Consider the following 15,120-nt stretch of genomic DNA (forward strand, 5'->3'; position numbering starts at 1 on the left):
AATCAACCCTGTAGGAAATGAGTGCTCCGAATGTGAGCATAGGTATTCAAAATGGTGTTCACATTTTCTTGAATTCCCTGGCTCAGAGCGAACAGGTAAGGCTCCCGTTCTGCGTGTTCTTTATAATCCCCAAGGTGGTCAATCAATTCCAACAAAGCGTTTTCCCATGCATAGGGATCATTGCGAACCAGCGTTCCGAAATCCTTGAGGTCTTCGTAAGGAGCACCCTGGCTGGCAACCCAAGGTACTTTCATAATCATATATTCGAGTACCTTAATCCAGGAACGACGCTGGTCATAGGCTCCCTGCAAGGGGGCGATGCCGATATCGAACATGCTCAGGTATTGAGGCCACTTGTCCGGATCTGTCCAGGGAAGGAAAAATTTTTGCGATTGAGAGACATTGAGGGCTTGAAAAATGCGTTCGTCGCCGCAGATCAAAATGCGTACTTGAGGGCGGCGAAGGCAGACGCGCCGTAAGGCCTTGAGAACCCCGCTTTCGGTAAACGAGTGGAGGTGCGAGAGGCTGCCACCCCACCCGATGACAATTCCCTCATGGGGGGTGGGGCGCAGGTTCAAATAGCGGGGCAGGTCGAGGTAGTTGGGGACATAGTGGATGGGGGTGTGAGTTTGCCAATCCGATGCCAACAAACGGGAAGGGACGGTGGCGGCATGGGCCAGTTGGAGCCCCCATTGGAATTGGGTCAGTGGCGGTGGCTGGATGGTGGTGTGGAAAGGCTTACCATTAGGATCGGTCTGGGTGAGGCGTCCTTCCGCCCAGAAGGTGTAGTTTTTGGCCTGTGGTGGAATTAAGTGATAGGCATCATCAAAATCGAGGATGATGGTCTTATCGCGGGCTTTCCAGTATTGCATTGCCTGCAGAACTGGCCCGAAAGCATTGCGTTGCACCACAATCACCTCGGCTTCTTCGCAGGCGGATTGCACTTCAGGTGTATGATAGGCAAAGTGGTCAATGCGTATCAAGGTAGCACTATGGCGCCCAGTGGCTTGAATGGCACGGGCTGGGATGACACACCGCCATTCGGCGGAGTTCCATTCTTCGGTAGAATCAGCCACTACATACACGATCTTCATGTTAATCCCAATGCAACCGGATTGGGTGTAGCGGGCAAGGAGGTTTTTGTGCGATTTGGGGCCAGAAGTAGATTTCCGATCAGGGCTTTCCATAAAACAGCAAGGTGCCGACTCTCACGCAGGGCGGCCTGAGCCGCGCCAGCGCGTCCCAACTGGCGTCGTACTTCGGCTTCGACAATGAGTTGACGGAGATAAGTATGCCATTCCTCCGCGGTTGAAGCGATAAACCCACCTGCACCCCACTCCAGGTAAGCGGGGAGGGGAGAAGCGACCCATGGGATGCCTCTAACCCCGGCGTGAATCAACAGGCGCTCTGAGAGGGATTGGTTGAAGGGAATATTTCGATGCGGAAGGAGCAGGATATCTACCAACCCCAATTGATACGGTAGATCTTCTACAGAAGTAGCGGGTAGATACAGGCAGCGTTCAGGCGGTAACCCACTGAAAAGGGTGTAGGCTTCGGGGTTATCAATCAAGACCAGGCGCGTCTGAGGGAATTCGCGCAAAACTCTGAGGACAATGCGACGGATGGTGGCTAGATCTTCCACATCCGAACAACTGCCCACCCATCCCAAATGAATGGTAGGGCGTGGAAGGGGCTTTTTCTTCCACATCGGATTTTGATCGGACCAGCCTTCCGGCATCACTTCGATGCGCCGCCCCGTTCCCTCCAGGGCCATGGCATGCGCCTCAGATGTTACAGTAATGACATCGGCCAGCCACAGACTGGCGTTATACGCGCGCGCCGCTTCCAACGTACCTAATCCCAGAGTTGTGTAGTATGGATGTTTTAAGGGGATCTGCTCTACGTTGCAGGTCAGGTCGAGTACCACCGGACGCCGGGCACCTGCGCAAAGGGCGAGGTTGACCATGGCGGATGTAGAAGTGTAGGGGTTTATGGCGATCACGGCATCAATGCTCTCAAGGTTGGCTGCAGAGATCTCACCATTGACCTGGATCTGGAATCCTCCGGCTTCCAGAGCGCTCCGAATTACCTGGGCACGCTCCTGGGTCGGTGGGTTTGCAGAGGCCAGCAGCAGAATGCGCACTTGCGAAGAGAATGGGGGATCGGCCTCGGCTCCGGTTGGGGCAATGAGCGAAGTCACGTTCTGGCGCAAACCTTCAAGCGCATTCGCCAGTTCGATTTTCCCTTCCTGGCGCGCTTGCTGCAGATTCAACTCAATCAGTGCTGGAAGTAATTGCTCGATTTCATCTAAATGCTCGGCAACGGTTTTGGCCGGTTGCTCGCTTTGCAGCACCGCACGGAGCAGGCCTGCAGCCTTCTGAGCAGTGGGTTCGTCCACGGGGTGAGGTTTGCCGGTAAGGCGGTTAAGCAGCCGGCGCAATGTGGCCGGATGGGTGGGGGGATCAGCGGGAAAATTTGGGGCAGAGTCTGGTTCGTTCTGCACCAACTGAAGGCGACGAAGAATCTCAGGATGATCTGGTTGTACTTTTTCAGCTCGTTGATAGAGATGGTAAGCGACATTCACCTCTTCAGCGGCCAGGTACAAATCGCCCAGAATGAGCAGCGATTCCCAATCCTCGGGATGGTTTTGCACGATTTCGGCCAGCAGGCTCACACCTTCCTCAAGACGGTTAGCGCTGAGGTAGGCGCGAGCCATGCTCTTTTGGATATTTAGCGGGCTGGGGAAGCGATTGGAAACCGTGTCCATCCGTAGACGTCCGACTTCGTGCGGGTTTTGTATTAAGCATAAAAAGAAAGTTTGTTAGTACGCGTAAAAGGGCAATGAAAGCCCCGTAAAAGGCGGCTTAATGTGAGCAGCGAATTTAGAGTGTTTCCAGCAGCGTTTTCCAGAGTCCGATCACCTCCCGATTGCGTTCTTCACTCTTCTTGTGACCGACGGTTCCCAGTTGCTGACGTAAGGCGGGATCCTGAATCAGGGTGCTAATTGCATCGGCCCAGGATGAGGGTGTTTCAGCGAAGATCCCGCCACTTTCCCAGGCGCAATAAGCAGGTAAAGGAGAGGCCACCCACGGCAAACGACGGGCTCCGGCCTCTACCAATTTGATATCAGACTTGGCCTGGTTAAAGCGCGTATTGGCAAGCGGGGCAAGCAAGATGTCAAATTGAGCCAGGAGAAGCGGATATTCCGCATGGGCACAGAATGGTAGAAACCATCTTTGTCGTTCGGGTAGCGATCTAAACATCTCGAGGATCTGCGGGTCACCCCCGATGACCAAAGTAACCTCTGGGTGGTGACGAAGAAAATAGAGCAGTTCGTTTCGAATAAAGTGAAGATCTTCCCAGTGAGTGCTTGTTCCTGCCCACCCCAGGTGGATGCCGGTGTGGGGGGGAGCGGGCTTTTCCCAGTTGGGGTTTTCATCGTCCCAGCCGTTGGGTATGACTTGTACCCGGCGTGCAAGAGGAGCGTAACGCTCACCCAGGATGGGCGTTGATACCACCAGCACTGAGGCGGCACCAATTGCCAGTTCAAGTGCCCGCAGGATGTTAGGATTCCCAGGCCCGCAGAGGTAATAGCCGGGATGATGGACCGGGAGGTTATGAAAGTCATCATCAATGTCTACAATGATTGTTTTTCCCTGGCGCACACATTCAGCCAGGGCTTGCATGTTCTCACGGCGAATGTGAGGGCGAAGAAAGATCACGATGTCGGCGCCGGATAGATCATGCGGGCTCGGATTAAGAACGTAAGTGGTGTTCGCTCCGGCTTTTCTTAACCAGCGCGCGGGCAGGTACATACGGAAATCGGAGACCTCGCCACTTCCACAGAAGAGAATTTGTTTTGGGATAGGTGGCAATGATTGGGGCTTTTGGGGGGCGGGGGGCGAGGATGTTGGCATTTTGTCCAGTGAGCGCAAGGCATCTCTGGTCTGAGGGTGATCGGGGTAGTTGCGAAGGATCTCGGTGTATAAGCGCCTTGCAGCCTGCGGGTTGCCAAGTTTCGTGTAGCATTGTCCCAACCAGAGGCGTAGTTCGACCTCGTCTGGAAGTTCAAGGAGCAATGCATCCAGTATCTGGGCGGCATGGGTATAGTCCCCGGTTTGCAAAAAGATTAGCGCCAGGTGCTTTCGTGCCAGGAGGTTTTCATGATCAAGTGCAATGGCCTGCTCAAAAGCAGCTTGCGCTTCCTCGAGGGCGCCATCCATGAGCAAGGCTACTCCCAGGTTGTTGTAAGCCTCAGCGGAGGCGGGTTGAGATTTCACCAGCGTCTCCAGGGTTTCGCGGGCTTCTTTTGCCATCCCCAGTTGTAGAAAACACACGCCCAATATGGAGAGTATGGCGGGGTGATCGGGTTGAACTTGCTGCGCCTGTTGTAGCGCCTCCAGCGCTTCGGCCCAGTTTTGGGCCTGGAGGGCTTCCTCGGCCTGGTGCAACCAGGCATCCACTAGAATTACCTCACCCATAGAAAACCCCTTGAGCAGAATAGAGCCACCGAATTGGATTATAGGGAAAGGATGGTAAATTCCCATAAAGGGAGGTTGAAAAGGCCGTAAATTCTGCATGAAGGGTTTTCTGACCCAATAGAATGCTCACGCTCTCCTTACCTATAAGGGAGTGAAAGATTTTTATGCCGCTTATATCCCGGTCAGGCCTAAGATTTATAAAGGATTTATGGCAGGTTGGTGATCCCCTCACTAAAATGGGGATGCCTATGATTATCAACGATTTCTTCCCATTGCTGATTCAGCGCCTGTTCCAATCCGCGGGGGCCGTATCTGCTCTTTCCTCACGGGAGGAGGGCAACGAATTTGCCCAGGTGCTGCAGGGCTGGTTAGCCTCTTCCCTTTTAACCCTCCCATCAGTCTCCGGGCAGAGTGTTGGCTTTCGGTCGCTGGTGTCGTGGAGCACATTGTTAGAAATGGTGATTCGCCAGAACATGAATCGCGGGGTGGAAGAGGAAGCCCCGGCCTTTACTGCTTTTACTGATGGGGGGGTGCCATGGTCCACTGCCCGGCCAGTGCAGGGCCGCCTGACCCAGGACTTTCACCCAGGGCACCGCGGGATAGATATTGGGGTGCCAGTAGGAACGCCGGTCAGGACAACGCTGAGCGGGCAGGTGGTCTATGCGGGTTGGAATACACAGGGGTATGGCAATCTGGTGATTGTGGAAAACGGTCGCTGGCGCACCTACTATGCTCACCTTTCGGAGATCCCGGTTCAGGTAGGGCAGTGGGTGCAGGCCGGTGACATTATCGGCCTTTCCGGTAATACAGGTAATTCTACAGGCCCTCACTTGCATTATGAGGTGCGGCGCAATGGTGTACCCGTCCATCCAGACGAACTGCACGTTCTTCAATCATAGGTCCACGCAGTGCGAGGCGGTTGATCCTCTATGAGCCTTCAATTTGATCTGAGCCCCGATGAATTGCCGATTTTTCTTGCCGAGACGGATGAGCACCTTCAAGTTTTAGATGAGGGTTTGGTGCGCCTTGAGCGAAACGATTATGATGAAGGCTTAATCCAGGCGCTCTTTCGGGCCGCCCACACCCTTAAGGGATCGGCAGGCCTGATCGGACATCGCCGTTTGGTGGATTTAACTCATGCCCTGGAGACGGTGTTTGATGCATTGCGAAAACACACCCTTCAGGTGACCCCTGGGCTCATTGATTTGTGCTTGCAAGGGGTGGATGCATTGCGCTGGCTACGGGATGAAGTGGTGTCACTGCAACCCAGTCCAGTTGATGTTGTCCCTTTAGTTCAGCAGTTTCTGGCCCAGATTTCATCTTCGCCCGGGGGCGTTGTCTCTCCGGTTGTTTCTTCGCAGGTGGAGCCTGCACCGGTTCGTCCCGAAGAGCCCGTCTCAGGGCAAGGTGAGTTGCAGGTGTGGGTGCAAATCTCATCTGAGAGCGTGGCTTCTGCGGCGCGAGCGTTACAAGTACTGCTGGTACTGCAAGAATTGGGTGAGTTGCTCGAGTCCCGCCCCACCCAGGCTGAGATTGAAACTGCAGCCCCAGTCCATCAACTAACGGTGAGGGTGCGCACTACACAACCAGTTTCGGAGGTGAGGCGTCGCCTGGAGCAAATCAGCGAATTGGAGCGGGTAGAAGTCCAAGCACCTTCAGCGGAAATCTCCCCGTCTACTTCTGCTTTTTCCCAGGCGGAAACACCAGAAACTGAGGGAGAGGAGCCGGAGCGGCTGGGGGATTATCTGATTCGTAAAGGATGGATCACGGCGACCCAGTTGAAGCTGGCGCTGGAGGAGCAAAAACGTCGTCCGCGTGGGACTTTATTGGGCAGCGTGCTGGTTCAAATGGGGTTCATCTCGCAAGCCACATTGGATCGGGCACTGGCAGATTTACTACAGGAGCATCGCCGAGCGCTGGCAGCCATGCAGGCTACAATGGCGGAGCAGCGGGCGCGTGAGACGGGGGTAGATAAAACCGTACGCACCAGTGTCGAACGTCTAGATGCGCTCATGAATTTGATCGGGGAATTGATTACCGATCGAAATCGGCTTTACCAGATCCGCAATCAGTTTCAGTCCACCTTTCAGGGGCATGAACATGTGATGGCCCTGGCCGATACGATTATGCACCTGAGCCGTATCACGGATCAATTGCAAGAAGAGGTGATGCGGATTCGCATGGTGCCGATTTCGAGCGTGTTTAGCAAGTTTCCACGCATGATGCGTGATTTAGCGCGTAAAGCCAACAAGGAGGTTGATCTGATCATTCATGGCGAGGATACCGAACTTGACCGCTCGGTGATTGACGAGATCCACGATCCGCTCATTCATTTGGTGCGCAATGCGATTGATCACGGCATTGAGCCGCCAGCAGAGCGGATGAGAGTTGGAAAACCTTCACGTGGACAGGTGGTTTTGACCGCACGCCACGAGCAAGGACGGATTGTCCTGACCGTAGAGGACGATGGGCGGGGAATTGATGTTGAGCGATTGAAAGCAGCTGCGGTCCAGAAAGGGCTGCTCCGCGAAAGCGAGGCGGCGACCTTGCCGCGCGAAAAAGCCATTGAGTTGATCTTCGCTTCCGGCCTCTCAACGGCCAAGCAGGTAACCGAGATCTCTGGCCGGGGGGTGGGAATGGATATTGTTCGCAATAACATTGAGCGCATTAACGGTTCTATTCTGGTTGAAACCACCCCGGGGCAAGGGACGCGCTTTCAGATCATTTTACCGTTGACACTGGCGATTGTGCCGACCTTGCTGGTACGTGTAGAGGACACCGTGTTTGCCCTTCCTCTCACCGCTGTGACGGAGGTTTTGAGGATCACTCCGCAGGAAATTCGCTCGGTAGGCCAGCGCCCGGTTTTTGTTTTACGCGATCAGGTACTCCCTTTGCTGCGCCTTCGCCATGTCTTTGATTTTGCGCCTGCGCCGGCCACTAATGGTTATGAACATGTGGTCGTTGTGCGGGCTAATCAAAGAAGTGCAGGGCTCATTATTGACGAATTAATCGGGGAGGAGGAGGTTGTTGTCAAGTCACTGGGTGGGCTGATCGGAGAAGTACCAGGTATTGCCAGTGCCGCAATTCTGGGTGATGGACGGGTCAGTCTTATTGTGGATGTGGCCGGCTTGCTCGGCTTGGTAGAGGCGGAGATGGCAATTTCAGGGTAAGGGAGTAAAGCGATGAGCAAATTCCAACCAGACGCGCATTTTGATGAACAGTTGTTAAAAGCGATGCGTCGAATCGCGGATGAGGGCGTGGCGCATGCCGCCCGTGGTTTTTCGGATATGGTGGGGGAAACGCTAAGCATGATCCGCCCTCATGCGCTGCTCGTACCGGTTTCGCAACTTCCTCATATCTTTGGTTCTCCCGAGGATGAGGCGGTTGGAATTTACTTGCGCACTGAAGGCACCCTGGCTTGCCAGATTATGTTAGTTGTCCCGCTCAACAAAGCGCTGGAATTAGTGGATATGGTCATGGGGTTGCCTGCTGGGACAACTCGGGTTTTGGACCGATTGGAGCGCTCGGCGCTGGCCGAGGTCGGTAACTTGACGGCTTCTTTCTTCATTAATCGGGTGGCTGAACTAACTGGACACGAGGCGCGTCCCACCCCACCTGCGGTGATTGTGGATATGTTAGGAGCGATTGTGGATATTGTGGTGGCAACCACAGGTGGTTTTGGTGAACATTTGTTATTGATCCGAGCGGGTTTCACATGTGGTCAGCGAACGGTGAACGCCGATTTCTGGGTGGTTCCAGACCCGGCAACCCTGAATATATTCCATTGGAATGAATCCTCGTTGCCGTTATGAGCCAGATACTGAGCGTTGGATTGGGTGAGGCGGTTGTGTGCAAAGACCCTCGAGCGGTCCTGGTGGCTTATGGTCTGGGCTCATGTTTGGGAGTCGCCATGTACGATCCGGTGAATCGTCTGGCGGGTTTATTGCACGCCGTCTTACCAACCAGCGGAAACGGCTACCAGGATAATCCTTACAAATATGTGGATAGTGGAATTCAAGCCTTGGTGCAAGCCATGGAAGCGGCCGGTGCACAGCGTCGCTATTTGATTGTGAAATTGGTGGGCGGAGCAAATATGCTTTTGAGTTCGGCGCTCTCGCATACATTTGAGATTGGAACGCGCAATGTTCAAGCAGCCTATTCTATCTTGGAGGCCATGGGTTTGAAGGTTGCAGGTGTTGAGGTAGGAGGTAACGTCGGTCGAACGGTTAAGTTGTTTGTCGAATCGGGAAAACTGGTTGTACGTCGCATTGGAGGCGTGGAACAGACGCTTTGACAGCAAATCACTTTCTGATCAAAGAGGAGTGGCTATGGCAACTGTGCTTGTGGTGGATGATGCTGAATTTCTCAGGGTACGCATCTCAAAGATGCTGGTGGCCGAAGGCTATCAGGTCATCGAAGCCGAGAATGGGGCGGCAGCCGTTGAGAAATACAAGGCGGAACGGCCAGATGTGGTGTTAATGGATATCACCATGCCAGAGATGGATGGCCTCACCGCGCTCAAAAACATTCGGGCTTTTGATCCGCAGGCGAAAGTGGTGATGCTAACTGCCCTGGGGCAAGAGTCGGTGGTGTTGGAGGCCGTGAAATCGGGAGCACGTGATTTTGTTGTTAAACCCTTTAACCAGGAACGGGTGCTAAGTGCATTGCAAAAACTCCTAGGGTGATCTCGAGGGGTCTATGGCATCTGGGGCGGAAGCAAATAGCCCAATTCGGGTTCTGGTGGTGGATGATTCGGCCTATATGCGCTTCACCATCACCCGCTATCTGAGTGAAGTGCCAGATATTCAGGTGGTGGGGGTGGCGCGAGACGGTGAAGAGGCGCTGGAGATGATTCCCCGCTTGAACCCGCAGGTGGTCACCCTGGATGTCGAGATGCCGCGCATGGACGGTCTGAGCACTTTGCAGGAGATCATGCGCACTCAACCTCGACCGGTAATCATGCTGAGCAGTTTGACAAAGGAGGGGGCGCAGGAAACGGTACGGGCTTTGACGTTGGGGGCTGTGGATTTTGTTGCTAAACCGGAGAGCAAAGCCAATATCCAGACAGTACTGGATGAGGTGGTGCAAAAAATTCGACGCGCGGCCCAGGTGCAAGTGCGTGCCCTCCCGTGGGCTACTCGGCAGGAGGTCACCGCAAGTGGGCATAGCGCCGTTGTTAAAGAAACGCGCCCCTGGCGAGATGAGGATGTTCTTGTTGTTATTGGGGCCTCAACGGGCGGCCCGCGGGCACTCAACGAGCTGGTGCCAGCCCTGCCTGCAGATATGCGTGCGGCGCTTCTGATCGTGCAGCACATGCCTGCGGGATTCACACGCTCGCTGGCACAACGTCTGGATGCCCTCTCCAATTTCAAGATCAAAGAAGCGGCCCCGGGTGATCGCCTGGAGGTGGGGTTAGGACTGGTAGCACCAGGTGGCTTTCACCTCACTCTGGATGCAAACGGGGTCGTTAATTTGAACCAGAATCCGCCAGTCCACGGGGTACGGCCGGCCGTGGATGTCACTCTGCTCTCGGTAGCGCAGAATTTTGCTTCTCGGACGTTGGGGGTGATTCTGACCGGGATGGGCAATGACGGCGCAAACGGTGCTGCTTTAATCCATGCTTCGGGTGGATATGTGATCGCTGAGGACGAATCCACAGCAGTGGTATGGGGGATGCCGCGCAGTGTCATCGAGGCACGGGCAGCAGATGCGGTATTACCTCTGCATGCCATCCCTGCTGCAATCGAACAGCTGGTTCGCCAGCGCAGGAATGGGTGGAGAGGGGGGATCCATGGAACGGCTTGAGTACGAACGGGTTAAAGTCTCAATCAAGACCCTGCTGGGGATTGACCTCTCGTACTACAAGGACGAGCAGATGCGTCGCCGTCTGGATTCGTGGCTGGCGCGTTCTAATAAGGCATCCTGGGATGAGTATTTTGCCTGGATAAGACGAGATGAGCAGGAACGGCAGCGGTTGCGTGATTACCTTACGATCAATGTAAGCGAATTTTTCCGTGATCCCGAACGCTGGCAACTCCTGCGCACAAACATTATGCCGCGTTTGCTTCAGGAACAACGTCAGGCCCGACGCCCTCGCCTGCGTATCTGGAGTGCGGGTTGCTCTACGGGTCAGGAAGCCTACTCGCTGGCAATGTTGTGTGATGAGATGGGAATACGTCCGACGCCTTACATACTGGCTACTGATCTGGATCGGGGAGCTCTAAAGAAGGCCGTTGCGCGTGGCCCTTACATCGCGGAGGAAGTTCGGCACGTTTCTCCTCCTTTACTGCAACGCTACTTTGAGCCTGGCGGTCCTCCCTATTTTGTGCGTGAAGGCCTGGCGCAGAAGGTGCTCTTTCATGAGCAAAATTTGTTGGCAGATCCATTTGAGGAGGATTTCGATCTAATCATCTGCCGCAACGTGGTTATTTATTTCACCAATGAAGCCAAGGAGACTCTCTATAAGAAATTCAATCAAGCGTTGCGTCCGGGAGGATTTTTGTTCCTGGGCGGAACGGAAATCATTTCTCATCCTCAGGCCTATGGATTCACCAGTTTTCAGATCTCTTTTTACATGAAGAAGGTGGTATGACCTCACCCCGATTCAATCTCGAGGTTCTTTTACGACGCATTGGCGACCTGCCTCCTCTTTCGCAGGCGGTCAATAAGGCTCTGGAATTAATCCGCAATCCCAAGTCCAATCTGGCCGAGGTCGCGAATGTGTTAGCACTGGATCAATCTATGGCCAGTTTGATCTTGCGCTGGGCGAATTCGGCTTATTACAGCCCTCTCCAGCCCATTAAGACGGTGCATCAGGCGGTGGCCTACCTGGGGCAAAATGCAGTGCAAAGCCTGATTCTTACTGCCTCAGTCGCTGCATTGATGGACCGCCCGGTACCGGGATATCGTCTGGATCGCGGGGAGTTGTGGAAACACGCTGTGGGTGTGGCCGGAGGGGCGCGTCTGGCAGTGCAGCATTTGGGTCCTCGGGTTGCTGAGGAAGCTTATCACGCTGGCTTGCTGTGTGATATTGGGAAACTAGCCTTTGAGGTGCTATTGCGGACGTTAGATCCTTTTGAGGGCACTTGGGAGCAGATGCCGTTTGACTACTTGGAGCGTCATTACTTTGGTGTTGATCATGCAACCTTAGGCGGCGAACTGGCACGGCGCTGGAATTTGCCCTCCCCATTGCCAGAGGCAATTGCGTTTCACCATCGGCCCAGCCTGGCCGGAGATGGGGTTGTCCTGGCGGCCGCGGTGCATGTTGCGGATGCCGCCATGATGATGTTTGGGATTGGCCTAGGATGTGATGGTTTGCAATATCAGTTGGATTTGCGTGCGTTCCAGATTTTAGGTTTGGATGAGGGGTTCTTTGAATATATGCTCCCGCGTGTAAGTGCTTTGATCGAAGAGGCGGAGCATTATATCGGTTTAATGCGGCGGGGCTAAGTTTCATCTTCAGAAAGGAATCTGGTTATGAATGTTAACTTCCTAAATCCTTTCGTAGAAGCCGCAAACGAGGTGTTAATGGCAGAGATGAACGTGAGCACCTCGCGAGGGCCGCTTTCTTTGCACAAATCTGCTTTGACCACCGATGATGTGACGGTACTCATCAGTCTGGTAGATCAACTGCAAGGGGTGGTTCTCTACGGCCTTTCGTATGATACGGCGCTCAAATTCGTTTCGCTCATGATGGGGCAGGAGTTTCGGGAATTTGACAATCTTGCCCAAAGCGGTATTGCGGAATTGGGCAATGTGATTACGGGTCGGGCTACGATCAAACTGGCTGAGGCGGGGTATCGGACGAACATTTCACCGCCTACCCTGGTCTCTGGGCGAGGGGTTCAAATCTCCACACTGGACTTTCCACGTTTGGTTGTTCCCTTACAAACAAGCCTGGGCGATTTAACCGTGCATCTGGCGGTGCGTGAAGCCTCGCCGGATACGCGAGGGGGAAACTTTATTCCTCTGGCTGTCAACGGCGCTGGCCAGTGATTAGCGAAAGGAAGGATGATGATGAATGTTAAATTTCTCAATCCATTCGTTGAGGCTGCCTTTGAAGTGTTGAAGGCGGAGACCGGCTTTAGCCTGAGGCGGGGGGATTTAGGGCTGGAAAAGGGCGTTTATGTTACCGAGGATTTGACGGTCATCCTCTCCCTGGTGGGCCAGGTGGAGGGGACTGTGTTTTATTCCATGGGGATGCCGACAGCATTGGCTTTGGTCTCACAAATGATGGCTTCTGAAGTCGCATCCCTGGATCCTTTGGCCCAAAGTGCGGTGGCAGAACTGGGAAATGTCATCACCGGACGAGCCAGCGTGAAACTCTCCCACGCAGGGTATGAGTCGGTGATTTCGCCGCCGACCTTGCTTCTGGGGGCCGGTGCGCGTATCTCGACCCTGGACTTTCCGCGTCTAATCGTGCCGCTAGAGTTTGGGGGCGGGCAGGTGACGATTCATCTTGCTTTACGCGAGGGGAGGGGCAATGTTGTGCGAAGCGGGCAATTGCCTACTCCACCACGCCCAGAAGTTTGAAATTGGGGAGAGCCGAATCAATGGGCCGCACTATAGCGATTGTCAACCAAAAAGGTGGCGTTGCAAAAACAACCACATGTCTTTCGCTTGGCGCGTGTCTGGCAGAACAAGGACACCGGGTATTGCTGATAGACTTAGACCCACAAATGAACTTGAGCGTTTGCGCGGGTGTACGGGATCCTTTGGAAGATGGGAGCGTCGTGGATTGGCTGGCACATGGGCTGGATCCTCATGATGATAATTCCCGTTTCACCGTGATTGCTTTGCCGCCGGATGGGTTGACCTTACTTCCTGGCGATCCTGGTTTGGTAAGCCTTGAGCGACGGCTTGTTGAAGTGCCCGGTTATGAATTTGGATTGCGGAATGCAATAAATTCGGTTGCCAGTGATTATGAGTACATCCTAATTGACTGTTCACCTTCTCTGGGACCGCTGACACTAATGGCGCTAACGGCAGCCCAGCATGTTGTTGTCCCTGTGCCTGCGGATTACCTGGCGGCTTGGGGGCTCATGCAACTCATTACTACCATTGAAGCGGTCAAAGAGCGCACAAACCCTGTTTTGGATTACTCCTTGTTGTGCGTGATGTTTGACCGTCGAAATAGTATTAGCCATTCGATGCTGGAGCGTCTGCGGGCCTCCTTCGCGGACCGACTGTGGCAGACAGTGATCGGGTTAGATACTCGCCTGCGTGAGGCAGCCGCAGCGGGGGAGCCCATCCTGCGCTATGCGCCTAAATCGCGAGCGGCTCAGCACTACCGACAATGGGCACGAGAAATATTGGCGTTCTTTGAGGAACTGAAATAGGAGGACCGATTATGGGACGACGGGATAAACTCAGCCAGGCTCTGGATCAGCTTTTCTCCGCTGGGTTAAAGAAAGTCCCCAAGGTAGACACTGGAGACGTTGTTCTATTCCCAGATGTTGCCCAATCAGATAGCCTGAAAGGAAATGATAGGGGTGATGGGGACCTGCCAGGATTGGAGCAAAAGGTCACGGAGGTTTCTGAGGTATCTTGCTCTGAACCCCCTTTGCCTTCTCAAGATAGAGGTGCTGTTGAAACTGGTCCTGCTGGGGCGGGTATGCTTGAAGTGCAGGTGAAACCCGCGGTGGGCGAGCAAGCGCATGCCTCTCAGGTTGAATCTGCTCCTCAGGCAGATGAGCAAATGGTGATTTTTGCTCTTGGCGAAGTGGCTTATGGGTTGCGGGTGGAGGCGGTGGAGGCCATTATTAAGATGCAGCCAATTACCCGAGTGCCCAAGACCCCTGCATATATTCGGGGGGTTACCAATCTGCGTGGGGCTGTTTTGCCGGTTGTTGATCTGAACCGACGGCTGGGGCGATCTCAGGCCCCGGAAAATTCAGAGACACGGATCATTGTGGTGCGTAGCCCGATTGGGTTGGCTGGGCTGGTGGTAGATCGCGTAGATTCGGTACGCCAGGTACCTGCCAGCCTGATTGAGCCACCCCCACCAATAGCGCGAACCGATAATACGGCTTACTTAAGAGGCGTGGCACGGCTTGAGGAGGGGCTGGTGCTTTTGCTGGATTTAGAACGCCTGCTGCAAAATCTAGGAGCGCGGGCCCAGGGGAAGTCGTTTTACGGCACAATACCCGCACAGGCTACCTTATCGGCCGGGAACTCTGCGCGCTGAGATTTCCACACCCGCCCATTGAGGACGATCTGGCATTCCAAATCTCCGTAGCCGGAGGGGTTAGCGGCGGTCAGGAATACCTCGTCCCCTTGGGAGAAGGTAGTTTCTAGTTTCCAGGGGGTTGCCACAGAGTGCTGTTTGTAAATCATTTTGTCCCCAATGCGATAGTCAATCTGAGCGAAGCCCCCTGAGGCCCTGATAAGCAACGTAGCTCGTCGTTCGGTTTGAGGGGGGGTGAAGACCCCTAATGAATAGAGCAACCAGAAAGTTCCAAGGCATAGACTCAACACGATTAAGACTTCGAGAATCATGCGGAGGCGTCGTGTGCGTTTTTCCACAATCCCATCTCTGGCATGAAGAAGGTTTATCAAAAGTTTAGCATACTCGGGCGAGAATTCAAAGTCGGGGAGATTTTGAGTTCAGGGCAACACTTGATAAACTATACAGAGATGC

General features: G+C 54.1%; 16 protein-coding genes. 12 read left to right on the forward strand and 4 right to left on the reverse strand.

The genetic code is table 11. The features are described from left to right. Positions 1-2: 2 nt before the first annotated feature. From SE15_RS02925 to SE15_RS02935, 3 genes are all read right to left on the reverse strand, one after another. Positions 3-1,094 (reverse strand): glycosyltransferase, encoded by a 1,092-nt coding sequence (locus SE15_RS02925; protein ID WP_054520601.1) that lies wholly within the window; start codon positions 1,092-1,094, stop codon positions 3-5. Further along, the gene (locus tag SE15_RS02930) at positions 1,091-2,767 is read right to left on the reverse strand and encodes a glycosyltransferase (RefSeq protein WP_054520602.1); all 1,677 of its coding nucleotides are present in this window, start codon (positions 2,765-2,767) and stop codon (positions 1,091-1,093) included. The genes SE15_RS02925 and SE15_RS02930 overlap by 4 nt, the downstream gene beginning before the upstream one ends. 115 nt (positions 2,768-2,882) lie before the next feature. Further along, positions 2,883-4,481 carry a tetratricopeptide repeat protein gene (locus SE15_RS02935; protein ID WP_160316649.1) on the reverse strand — a complete coding sequence of 533 codons (1,599 nt, stop codon included), beginning with the start codon at positions 4,479-4,481 and terminating at the stop codon, positions 2,883-2,885. Between the two features lie 248 nt (positions 4,482-4,729). On the opposite strand from SE15_RS02935, the gene SE15_RS02940 reads away from it, so the two are divergent. The 12 genes from SE15_RS02940 to SE15_RS02995 are packed head-to-tail and all read left to right on the forward strand — an operon-like array spanning position 4,730 to position 14,667. Further along, positions 4,730-5,380: a M23 family metallopeptidase gene (locus SE15_RS02940; protein ID WP_054520604.1), complete on the forward strand. Its 651-nt coding sequence runs from the start codon at positions 4,730-4,732 to the stop codon at positions 5,378-5,380. 30 nt (positions 5,381-5,410) lie between these two features. After that, entirely contained in the window at positions 5,411-7,651 is a 2,241-nt protein-coding gene (locus tag SE15_RS02945; protein WP_054520605.1) for a chemotaxis protein CheA, read from the forward strand. A gap of 12 nt (positions 7,652-7,663) precedes the next feature. Next, the gene (locus SE15_RS02950; RefSeq protein ID WP_054520606.1) at positions 7,664-8,293 is read left to right on the forward strand and encodes a chemotaxis protein CheC; all 630 of its coding nucleotides are present in this window, start codon (positions 7,664-7,666) and stop codon (positions 8,291-8,293) included. Beyond that, positions 8,290-8,775 carry a chemotaxis protein CheD gene (locus SE15_RS02955; protein WP_054520607.1) on the forward strand — a complete coding sequence of 162 codons (486 nt, stop codon included), beginning with the start codon at positions 8,290-8,292 and terminating at the stop codon, positions 8,773-8,775. Before SE15_RS02950 ends, SE15_RS02955 begins: the two co-directional genes overlap by 4 nt. A gap of 34 nt (positions 8,776-8,809) precedes the next feature. Next, positions 8,810-9,166, forward strand: a complete 357-nt coding sequence (locus SE15_RS02960; RefSeq protein ID WP_054520608.1) for a response regulator — start codon at positions 8,810-8,812, stop codon at positions 9,164-9,166. 13 nt (positions 9,167-9,179) lie between these two features. Then, entirely contained in the window at positions 9,180-10,286 is a 1,107-nt protein-coding gene (locus SE15_RS02965; protein ID WP_054520609.1) for a protein-glutamate methylesterase/protein-glutamine glutaminase, read from the forward strand. Then, positions 10,273-11,073: a CheR family methyltransferase gene (locus SE15_RS02970; RefSeq protein WP_054520610.1), complete on the forward strand. Its 801-nt coding sequence runs from the start codon at positions 10,273-10,275 to the stop codon at positions 11,071-11,073. Before SE15_RS02965 ends, SE15_RS02970 begins: the two co-directional genes overlap by 14 nt. Then, complete coding sequence (locus SE15_RS02975) at positions 11,070-11,930, forward strand: HDOD domain-containing protein (RefSeq protein ID WP_054520611.1); 861 nt, start codon at positions 11,070-11,072, stop codon at positions 11,928-11,930. The genes SE15_RS02970 and SE15_RS02975 overlap by 4 nt, the downstream gene beginning before the upstream one ends. Positions 11,931-11,957: 27 nt before the next feature. After that, positions 11,958-12,476 carry a chemotaxis protein CheX gene (locus SE15_RS02980; protein WP_054520612.1) on the forward strand — a complete coding sequence of 173 codons (519 nt, stop codon included), beginning with the start codon at positions 11,958-11,960 and terminating at the stop codon, positions 12,474-12,476. Positions 12,477-12,497: 21 nt separating this feature from the next. Then, positions 12,498-13,013 carry a chemotaxis protein CheX gene (locus tag SE15_RS02985; RefSeq protein WP_054520613.1) on the forward strand — a complete coding sequence of 172 codons (516 nt, stop codon included), beginning with the start codon at positions 12,498-12,500 and terminating at the stop codon, positions 13,011-13,013. Between the two features lie 20 nt (positions 13,014-13,033). Continuing rightward, positions 13,034-13,819 carry a ParA family protein gene (locus SE15_RS02990; RefSeq protein WP_054520614.1) on the forward strand — a complete coding sequence of 262 codons (786 nt, stop codon included), beginning with the start codon at positions 13,034-13,036 and terminating at the stop codon, positions 13,817-13,819. Positions 13,820-13,830: 11 nt separating this feature from the next. Beyond that, positions 13,831-14,667: a chemotaxis protein CheW gene (locus SE15_RS02995; RefSeq protein ID WP_054520615.1), complete on the forward strand. Its 837-nt coding sequence runs from the start codon at positions 13,831-13,833 to the stop codon at positions 14,665-14,667. On the opposite strand, the gene SE15_RS14270 is transcribed toward SE15_RS02995, so the two are convergent. Then, positions 14,613-15,005 (reverse strand): hypothetical protein, encoded by a 393-nt coding sequence (locus tag SE15_RS14270; RefSeq protein ID WP_152965509.1) that lies wholly within the window; start codon positions 15,003-15,005, stop codon positions 14,613-14,615. The genes SE15_RS02995 and SE15_RS14270 overlap by 55 nt on opposite strands. Positions 15,006-15,120: the final 115 nt, after the last annotated feature.

Source organism: Thermanaerothrix daxensis, from assembly GCF_001306145.1.
Lineage (GTDB): Bacteria > Chloroflexota > Anaerolineae > Anaerolineales > Anaerolineaceae > Thermanaerothrix > Thermanaerothrix daxensis.